The 8,407-nt window shown below is 52.6% G+C and carries 6 protein-coding genes and 1 pseudogene; 4 read left to right on the top strand and 3 right to left on the bottom strand.

Annotated elements, in window-relative coordinates; genetic code table 11:
• Positions 1 to 495: 495 nt before the first annotated feature.
• The gene (locus WBP50_RS11460) at positions 496 to 1,773 is read right to left on the bottom strand and encodes an ATP-binding protein (RefSeq protein ID WP_423934646.1); all 1,278 of its coding nucleotides are present in this window, start codon (positions 1,771 to 1,773) and stop codon (positions 496 to 498) included.
• 330 nt (positions 1,774 to 2,103) lie between these two features.
• Between WBP50_RS11460 and cysE the strand changes: the two genes are divergently transcribed.
• On the top strand, positions 2,104 to 2,916 hold the full coding sequence (cysE, locus tag WBP50_RS11455; RefSeq protein ID WP_423934649.1) for a serine O-acetyltransferase: 813 nt from the start codon (positions 2,104 to 2,106) through the stop codon (positions 2,914 to 2,916).
• On the opposite strand, the gene aroC is transcribed toward cysE, so the two are convergent.
• Entirely contained in the window at positions 2,907 to 4,100 is a 1,194-nt protein-coding gene (gene aroC, locus WBP50_RS11450; RefSeq protein WP_423934643.1) for a chorismate synthase, read from the bottom strand. The genes cysE and aroC overlap by 10 nt on opposite strands.
• Positions 4,101 to 4,188: 88 nt before the next feature.
• Positions 4,189 to 5,175: a porphobilinogen synthase gene (gene hemB / locus WBP50_RS11445; RefSeq protein WP_423934640.1), complete on the bottom strand. Its 987-nt coding sequence runs from the start codon at positions 5,173 to 5,175 to the stop codon at positions 4,189 to 4,191.
• Positions 5,176 to 5,432: 257 nt separating this feature from the next.
• On the opposite strand from hemB, the gene WBP50_RS11440 reads away from it, so the two are divergent.
• From WBP50_RS11440 to WBP50_RS11430, 3 genes and pseudogenes are all read left to right on the top strand, one after another.
• Positions 5,433 to 6,428, top strand: coding sequence for an AfsA-related hotdog domain-containing protein (locus WBP50_RS11440; protein WP_423934638.1), 996 nt, complete (start codon positions 5,433 to 5,435; stop codon positions 6,426 to 6,428).
• Positions 6,425 to 7,741, top strand: coding sequence for a protoporphyrinogen/coproporphyrinogen oxidase (locus WBP50_RS11435; protein WP_423934636.1), 1,317 nt, complete (start codon positions 6,425 to 6,427; stop codon positions 7,739 to 7,741). The genes WBP50_RS11440 and WBP50_RS11435 overlap by 4 nt, the downstream gene beginning before the upstream one ends.
• A pseudogene (locus tag WBP50_RS11430) lies at positions 7,741 to 8,407 on the top strand (hybrid sensor histidine kinase/response regulator); the annotation flags it as partial. The gene WBP50_RS11435 and the pseudogene WBP50_RS11430, both read left to right, overlap by 1 nt.

The following is an 8,407-nucleotide window of genomic DNA, read 5'->3' as shown; positions in this document are numbered from 1 at the left end:
GTGCCTGTCCGGATGCTTCCGGCAAGGTATTGCCCCTGTTTTCACAACAGGGTGATATTCAGCGTGAACAGCTTGAGCTGGTTCTCCTGCGCGCTCTCGGACCGGACTTCCTGATTCGACGGGATGTGATTTGAGTTGCATTGACGCCCTTATGCGTTCCTTGCGGGCAAGCTTGATCATCGATGAGATGATTTACAGTGATAACACGTAAACCAGTCCGTCATGCACATTCCTGTTATTGACCGAGGACCCCGCTGCAAGAAAATTCATCGCCACCAATCCGAAAAAAGACATTACCCGGATCCGGTGCCATCTGGGCGGGATATTTTATTCCGGCGGCTCTGCAGAAGGCGTTGACGGAGCCGTGTTGTTTCATGATGTATCTTTCTCAGCCGGTCAGGAAATCCTGAGTCTATTCTGAAGCAGGCATACACTGGATGCGACTCGTGATCGGTAACGGCATGAAAAAAGCTGAGAATGAAAACGGAAATACCGTTAACAGGAAAATGCAGGCAGCCATTGCCTCAGGACCCGCACTAAAGCATCCTGATGCAGCGGTTTCGAGAGAAAATCATTCATTCCGGCCTCGAAGCATGCAGTCTGGTCATCAGGCATGGCATGCGCAGTCAGCGCAACAATCGGGATATCTTTTCCGGTTGCGGTGCCGCGTATCAGCCGGGTGGCTTCAATGCCATCCATCTCAGGCATCTGGATGTCCATAAAAATCAGCCTGTAGTTTTTATCTGCGGCGGCGCTTACGGCTTGAGCGCCGTTGATTGCCACGTCAGCATTCAGACCAAGCTTTTTGAGCATCATGAGTGCAACCTGCTGGTTGATCAGGTTGTCCTCGACGACAAGAATCTGCAAATCGTCGGTAACAGAGGAGGGGCTGTCTTCCGGGGAGTTCCCGTTTTCCGGATCCTCGGCCGCAGGCGTCATGCATGTTATGACCTGATTCCCGGATTCTTCTGCCAGCCGGGCTGGAGAAGCGCATGCTTCGGTTATACCGAAAGATGCGGTAAACCGGAAGCATGACCCCTTCTTTTCTTCGCTTTCAACCCCGATTTCGCCGCCAAGGAGCTTTACCAGTTCTCTTGACAGGGTCAATCCAAGACCAAGTCCCTCATAATGCCGGGTGGACGATGTGTCGGCCTGAGTGAAGGTGTCGAATATTCCTGCGGACTTTTCCGGGGGGATGCCTATGCCTGTATCGGTTACCGAAAAGCGAAGGACAACGGCATCGGTTATCTTTTTTTCCACAGCTACGGAAAGTTTTATGGTTCCCTCCCGGGTAAATTTTACGGCATTCTCCGCCAGTATCGTCAATACCTGCCGGAGGATTTCCGGATCGCCGTAAAGGGAATCGGGCACATCATCCTCAAGATCCCAGGAGTAACCAAGTCCTTTTTCACAGCTCGAAGAGGAGATCGGCTCGGCAATACAGGAGAGGAGCAGGGAAAGCCTGAACGTCCTTTTTTCAGGCCGCATGGTACCCGATACAGTCTTTGAAAAGGTGAGAATGGTATCGGTCAGCTTCAGCAGCGAGGAGGTGCTTGAGCGGATTGTTTCGGCGAAATAGCGCTGTTTTTCATTGAGCGGGGTGTCGAGCAGGCAATGCGTCATGCCGACTATTCCGTTGAGGGGGGTTCGGATTTCGTGAGAAACATTGTTGAGAAATTCGCTTTTCAGGCGCTGTACCTCTTTGCTGCCCGTTGTTTTTTTTTGTTTACCGGAAGCAACGGTCCCGGACTTGTCGGGTTCCTGTAATGCCATAAAAAAGCAGCCTGATTTGATACAGCCTTTTCTTGGCTGATAACTGACGCTAAATATAAAAAATTCCGGTACTTTTTCCGGACGGGAGTCGTTCAGGCGGGGTTTGGCAGGGTGTGTAAGCAGGGGAGCTTTTCGATTGCCTTCCGGGAGTATCGTTATTGCGGATTTTTTTATTAGTTTTTGAACCGTAAGTGTTCGGAAAATGAACCTTTTACATGCTGATAACCTTTCATGCTTGTAATGAGTGCCGAGGTGTGTTCCTGATGCGGCAAGGGTAACGGCAAATCAAGTCCTGACTTCAGACAGGGACTATGGAAAAAACGTATGGGAATGGAGTTAACCAATATCTGGAAGGCGATTGTCGCCGAGGCGGCCAACGAGTGCGGCCGGGATCCCGAAATCAGCATTTTTCTCGAACAGCACATTCTGAGGTTTGACGATTTCGGTTCATCGCTTGCCATGCTGCTGTCGGTAAAGCTCGGTTCGAAACATTTCCCGCCGCTTGTACTGCAGGGGCTGTTCGAGGATTTTTACCGGCAGAGTCCGGAGCAGGTCGAGTATGCGCTCTATGATCTTGTGGCGACCCAGCAGCGCGATCCGGCTGCGGTACACTATTTCGAGATCATGCTCTTTCTGAAAGGATACCAGGCGCTTCAGGCATATCGCCTTGCGCACTGGCTCTGGAAGAACGGCAGAAAAACCATGGCATATTTCATCCAGAACCGGATATCGGAGGTGTTTGCCGTCGATATCCATCCTGCAGCAGTGATCGGCAAGGGGATTCTGCTCGACCATGCGACCAGTCTCGTGATCGGTGAAACAGCAGTTGTCGATGACAATGTATCACTCCTGCACGAGGTGACCCTTGGCGGCACGGGCAAGGAGACTGGTGACCGGCATCCGAAGGTTCATAAATCGGTGCTTATCGGGGCCGGAGCAAAGATTCTCGGCAATGTGGTGATCGGTGAGGGTTCGAAAGTAGGAGCCGGCAGTGTGGTGCTCGAGGATGTGCCTCCCCACTACACGGTTGCAGGCGTTCCTGCACAGATTGTAGGCAGAACCGAGGTCGCCGAGCCTTCCCGAGAAATGGACCAGAAGCTGACAAGCCGCGAAAAAAAAGGCCCGAACGGAGTTCAGGCCTGAAAGGCGCTTGCAACATGCAGGCGCCAGGCTTCAAGTCTGCTTTTGATCTCCTCCAGATGGTCGCCCCCGAGCTTTTCCAGCAATGCATTGGCGATTACCGGAGCTACGACGGCTTCAGCAACCACTCCTGCTGCCGGTACCGCGCAGGTGTCGCTCCGTTCGAAGCGGGAGAGTGTCGGCTGCAGGGTTTCAAGATCGAAGGAGTGCAGTGGTGAGACAAGCGAAGAGATCGGTTTCATGGCGGCCCTGAGATGCATGGTCTGGCCGTTCGACATGCTTCCTTCGAGGCCTCCCGCTCGGTTGCTTCTTCTTGAAAGCCCGTCAGCTGAGGAGAGGATGAATTCGTCATGCACCTGTGATCCCGGTTTCCGGGCGTTATCGAAAGCGTGGCCAATCTCGGCGCCCTTTATTGCCTGAATTGACAGAAGTGCCCCTATGAGCGCCGCATCGAGGCGCCGGTCGTACTGCACATAGCTGCCGAAACCCATCGGTACTCCGGTAATGAACAGCTCAACGATGCCTCCGAGTGTGTCCCCCTGCCTGCTGACCTCATCGATAGCCGCCATTGCGCCGGTTTCCGCACTTTTGTCGAGCATACGTACCGGGGACTGGTCGGCTTCCATGGAAAGTGATTCGGCTCCTTTGGCGAGGAGTTCTTCGACGGCCGGGCTGCAGGCTGTTTCGCAGGAACTTCCTATCGCCGATACGTAACTGCCGATTTCGATGCCGAGCGTTCTGAGAAAAACCCTGGAAAGGCTTCCTGCAGCAACCCTGGCTGCGGTTTCCCGTGCTGATGATCGTTCGATAACAGGTCTGATATCGTCAAATCCGTATTTGATTCTTCCGGCAAGGTCGGCATGACCGGGCCTTGGAACGGTTATTCTGGCAACCTCTTCGGCAGGTTTTTCGAACTGCGCCATGGTGGCGGTCCAGTTCTGCCAGTCACGGTTTCTGATGAGCAGGGTTACGGGTGAACCGATGGTTTTGCCGAACCGGATGCCGGAAAGCACTTCAGCCTTATCACTCTCTATTTTCATTCTCCCGCCGCGGCCATACCCCTGCTGCCGACGCAGCAGCTGGGTATCGATATCGTTCTGCGTAACGGGTACCCCCGCCGGAAGTCCCTCCACAATTGCCGTAAGGGCTGGTCCGTGTGATTCTCCTGCTGTAATGTATCGTATCATGACTGTAAGTAGTAAAAAGGCCCGGCTATACTGGGCAGCCGGGCTTCCTGATAGAGATGTCGCCGGTAATCCGTCCTGTCGAGAGGCTTCAGCGAAGCCTTTTTGCCGCCTCTTTGGCGTAGTAGGTAAAGATCATGTCGCCGCCTGCACGTTTCATGCAGAGCAGTGACTCCATCATCACCCGTTCTTCATCGATCCATCCACGTTCCGCAGCAGCCTTGACCATGGCGTACTCTCCGGAAACATGGTAGATAGCGACAGGAACATCGAAACGCTCTTTGGTGCGGTAAACGATGTCAAGGTAGGCAAGACCGGGTTTTACCATCACGATATCGGCGCCTTCCATGATGTCGAGCTCTATCTCTTTCATGGCTTCGTCGGTATTTCCCGGATTCATCTGGTAGGTGCTCTTGTCTCCGAACTGTGGCGCCGAATGCAGGGCGTCGCGGAACGGGCCGTAAAAGCTCGATGCATATTTGGCTGCATAGGAAAGAATGCCGACATCGGAAAATCCTGCATCGTCAAGGGATTCGCGGATAGCTCCGATACGGCCGTCCATCATGTCGCTGGGAGAAACGAAGTCCGCTCCGGCATTGGCGTGTGAAGCCGCCATTTTGCAGAGCACCTCTACGGTTTCGTCGTTGAGGATGATCCCGTCCCGGACCAGACCGTCGTGCCCGAACGGAGTGAATGGGTCGAGTGCGACATCCGTCATGATGCAGAGGTCGGGGAGCTTTGCCTTGATGGCCCGTATTGCTTCCTGGATGATTCCTTTATCATTGTATGATTCGCTGCCGTCTTCGGTTTTCTTTTCAGGAATGCCGAAAAGATCTATGCACTGGATGCCCAGATCCCAGAGTTCCTGGCACTCCTTGACCGCATTGTCGATCGAGTAACGGAAGCTGCCGGGCATGGACTGCACCTCTTCCACAACATTGGTGCCGGGACAGACGAACAGCGGAAAAACAAGATCGTTTACCGTCAGGGTACGTTCCTGTACGAGGTTTCTGATAGCCGCAGATTTACGAAGCCTTCTTGGGCGGTGAACAATATTGAGGAGATCGAGCTGGCTCATGGTCTGTGTCAGGTTTGGATTGAAAAAGCTTTAAAATACGAAAAGCCGAGAACTTCAGGAAAGGACGCAGAGGAAAAAACCAGGTAAATTCTTCTGCAGGAGCGCTGTTCTTTGCTCCATGAATCGCTATATTTTTTTAAACCATTATTATAGACGCGAGCCGTTTTTTTTGATCGAATCCCTATCGCAACGGCAGTGTTCAATTATTCTTTTTTTTTCACTCAAATGCAACAAGTAAACAGGTAATGAATACCCCTATGAATAACTCAGTACAAGAATCTCTTTCCGGGAATGGCCAGCTGCTTCAGTTCAGGCCGATGCTCAAGGGCCGTCCCTCGCTGCTTCATATCGAACGTAAAAAAAGAAAACATGCGTTTTTAACCGACCATCCCGGACTGAAGCCCTATACGCTTGTTTTTGAAGACGACGAGCTTCCCGCCGAGAGCTCCGGAGTGCAGGCTGTCAGGGTCTCTTCCCTGGAGGAGGTCGCGGGTTATCAGTTTCTTCTTGGTCGGTCGTGTGAAATGTACCTTTCGAGTACCTATGCGAGTGAACATCCCGATATTTCAGGCAAACTGCAGCTGATCGGCACCATCAAATCCAGAAGGCAAACTTCGCTGCTGAACGTGGAAACCGCGTCGGCACTGATCAGAAAGCTGCCCATGAACCTCCGGGGGCTTCTCCAGAGCCCTCTTGCCGTCTCAGACGGCGAACTGCTTCCCGGAGCTCTCGATATCCGCTGTATTCACAAGAAAACCGAAAAAAACTCTCTGCTTTCGATCCCGTGGGAGGACGGAAGATTTCTGTATTTCAATATGTTTGACGGCATCGACGAGTTCCGGTTCGATCATGAATCCGATCATGTTCAGGGTATGCTTATTCTTGAAGCGATGCGGCAGGCCGCCATCGCAACTACCCATATCACCGGGAAATTGCCTCTTGAGGGCGGCATGACACTGCTCTCCTACGATACCCGTTTTTACAATTACATCGAATCGACTTCACCGGTTATTCTCAGAGCCTACAGTGATTTCACCTGGGCCGGAGAGACCGATGAACGTGCTTCGTATGCAATCTGTCAGATTTTTCAGTGGGGAAAACTCTGCGCCGAAGCCTCTCTGAAAGCCTGTGTATTCATGAGCAAGGAGGGCTATGCCTCTCACCGCATAAGGTCCGGCAGAATCGGCACAAGAATCAAACGTCAGTTCGATGCAAAAGTCGACCTCTTCCAGCGGGGAGGTGTGCTTCAATGAGGAGGGTTGCTGTTATCGGGGGCGGTATTTCGGGTATCGCAACGACTTTCTACCTCAATAAAGCCGGTGTTCCGGTTGACCTTTACGAGTCGGCTCCTGCAATTGGCGGCAGAATCGGCAGTGAGCGTATGGGCGGGCGCTGGCTTGATTTCGGTGGCAAGAATATCGGCAGAAAATACCGCCGGTTCCGCGAATTTGTGCGCGATACCGGCGATTTTCCGTTCGAATATTTCGGCTTCAACACCTCGCAGGTCATTGATGGAAAGGTGGTGAGCCTCACCAAGGAGGGCCGGCAGCTTTCAAATCTTTTCGGATTCCTGAAACTGGCTGGCCCGAAGGGCGTTTCGATGCTGTATCCCTGGGTGAGGGCGATTATGAAGGACAATGCGCAGGGGATGCTTCGCACCTCTTTTTTCAACGATATCGCAGGGAGGTTCGATCATGTTTCTCTTGCAGATTACTTTCCCCGTCGATGTGCCAATCATCTTATCCGCCCCGTAACGGTGAGAATGAACGGCGCTGAACCCGATGAGTGCTATCCGGGAAATTTCGGGTCGAATCTGGCGCTTGTTCTCGACAGCTACGAGCAGCTCAAGGGGGGCATGCATCAGCTTCTGGAGGCTTTCGCCGATGGCCGGTCCGGGGACCTCAGCATCAGGACAGGCCACCGGGTGGAGCGCCTCGACCGATGTGATTCGGGACGGGGAGTTACCGTCGCGTATACCTGCAATGGTCAGGGAGGTTCGATCACCTATGGCCGGGTGATCTCGGCGCTTCCGGCAGTACAGCTTTCGGCGCTGCTCGGTGGTTCCCTCCCCGAGGCGGTGGAGATACTCGATCGAGTCAGATACTATCCGGTCTCGGTCGCCATTGCGGCATATCGCGACAATGTTTTCCCCAAAGAGCAGCGTGCGATGGTTTTCGACAGCACTTCACCCCTGAGCAATGCCGGCGCCTACGGCATTCATGACCTCGATCTTGTCCGCTACACGTTCAGCGGCAAAGCGGCCAGAGTGCAAATAAATCCTGAATCGAAAGCCGAAGATGTTATATTGCAGGCGGAAAAAAAAGTATTGCCATTCTTTTCTATCGCGGGGAATATCCGCACATCCATGATTTACAAGTATCTTTCTCCGGGGTTATGTGCCTATTCGCCGTTCCATCACAAGCTTTTTTCCGAATTGCAGCAAAGTCTCGCTTCATTTTCCGGTCTTTATGTAACCGGTGATTTTCGCCGGGGAGCCTCGATCGAGGCGTGTTTCGCGGCAGCCGAAGAAACCGTAAAACATCTCATGACAGGAGAGTTGTTCTGATGATCCGCGCTTACCTCAGAAAGGCATTCGAAGAGGGGACGATGATATCGGATTTCAATCTTCGCTCCGCGGCGCTTCTCGGGGCTCCGGCCCATTTTTTGTTCTTTTTTCTGTTCAAGTACGGGTTCCATCTTCCCTATGAGAATTTTTATCTGCGCATGGCGGCAACCCTGCTCTCCATTTCAGTGGTTTTCCGCAACCGGCTCCCTGCAAAGTTAAAAGCGTTTTTCCCCTATTACTGGCATTTCACCATCATCAGTGTGCTGCCGTTTATTTTTACGGTCAACCTGCTCATGAATAATTTTCATGAGTTATGGCTGTACTGGGAAATATTCATGCTGTTCATTCTCATTACCTTCGTGCCGAACTGGCTCATTTTCGCCATCGATCTCTTTATCGGTGTTGCTTCGGCACTGCTGTTTTTTGTTCTTGCATCTCCGGGATTTGCACTGGATCCCGAGTTCAATATTCCGTTATACGCCATCGTCATCTTTTTTACCATTGTTGCCGGTTACATGTTCAGCTACAGTAACCGCAAGGGCCAGCTGGCCCAGGAAAAAAACTCGGCGCTTCAGGCGCTTGCCGTCGGCATTGCGCATGAGATGCGCAACCCGCTTGGGCAGGTGCGCTACAATCTCGACGCGATCCAGGATGAGTTGCCGGCAT

This window comes from Chlorobium sp. (assembly GCF_049593655.1).
In the GTDB taxonomy this organism is placed as follows: Bacteria; Bacteroidota; Chlorobiia; order Chlorobiales; family Chlorobiaceae; genus Chlorobium.
Note: the sequence above shows the minus strand (reverse complement) of the source record. Positions and strands in the feature narration are given on the sequence as shown.

Bases quoted from the DNA above. Each gene is read 5' to 3' on its own strand.
- WBP50_RS11460 (WP_423934646.1), bottom strand. From the start codon at position 1,773: ATGGCATTACAGGAACCCGACAAGTCCGGGACCGTTGCTTCCGGTAAA.
- cysE (WP_423934649.1), top strand. From the start codon at position 2,104: ATGGAGTTAACCAATATCTGGAAGGCGATTGTCGCCGAGGCGGCCAAC.
- aroC (WP_423934643.1), bottom strand. From the start codon at position 4,100: ATGATACGATACATTACAGCAGGAGAATCACACGGACCAGCCCTTACG.
- hemB (WP_423934640.1), bottom strand. From the start codon at position 5,175: ATGAGCCAGCTCGATCTCCTCAATATTGTTCACCGCCCAAGAAGGCTT.
- WBP50_RS11440 (WP_423934638.1), top strand. From the start codon at position 5,433: ATGAATAACTCAGTACAAGAATCTCTTTCCGGGAATGGCCAGCTGCTT.
- WBP50_RS11435 (WP_423934636.1), top strand. From the start codon at position 6,425: ATGAGGAGGGTTGCTGTTATCGGGGGCGGTATTTCGGGTATCGCAACG.